The 352-nt window shown below is 72.2% G+C and carries 1 pseudogene; it reads left to right on the top strand.

The features are described from left to right. A pseudogene (locus tag PUR56_RS01660) lies at nucleotides 1–118 on the top strand (MSMEG_1061 family FMN-dependent PPOX-type flavoprotein); the annotation flags it as partial. Nucleotides 119–352: the final 234 nt, after the last annotated feature.

Here is a 352-nt window from a genome sequence, read left to right on the forward strand (position 1 = left end):
CGCGTGCTCGTCGCTGGTCTTCGTGGCCAGCGCGGACGCGGACGGCCGGTGCGACGTCTCCCCGCGCGGCGGGCCGGCCGGGCTGGTGTCGGTGCTGGACGAGCACACCCTGGCGATCGCATAGTTGATCGCGTCGCGGGCCTGGGCGTCAGAGCGGGAGTACCCGCCGATCGACAGGTTGACGACCCTGGCCCCGTGGTCCACGGCGAATCGCACGGCAAGCCCGACGTCGGACTGCTGCAGGTGCGCGGCGCGCTCGTCCCACTTCGTCTGGTGGGCCTGGTAGCCCTGCTGGGCGACGCCCTCCCAGCTGGTGGCGATCTTGGTGACACCCGCCTTCAGCTCCTCGAGC

It is taken from the genome of Streptomyces sp. BE303, from assembly GCF_036290945.1.
Classification (GTDB): Bacteria; Actinomycetota; Actinomycetes; order Streptomycetales; family Streptomycetaceae; genus Kitasatospora.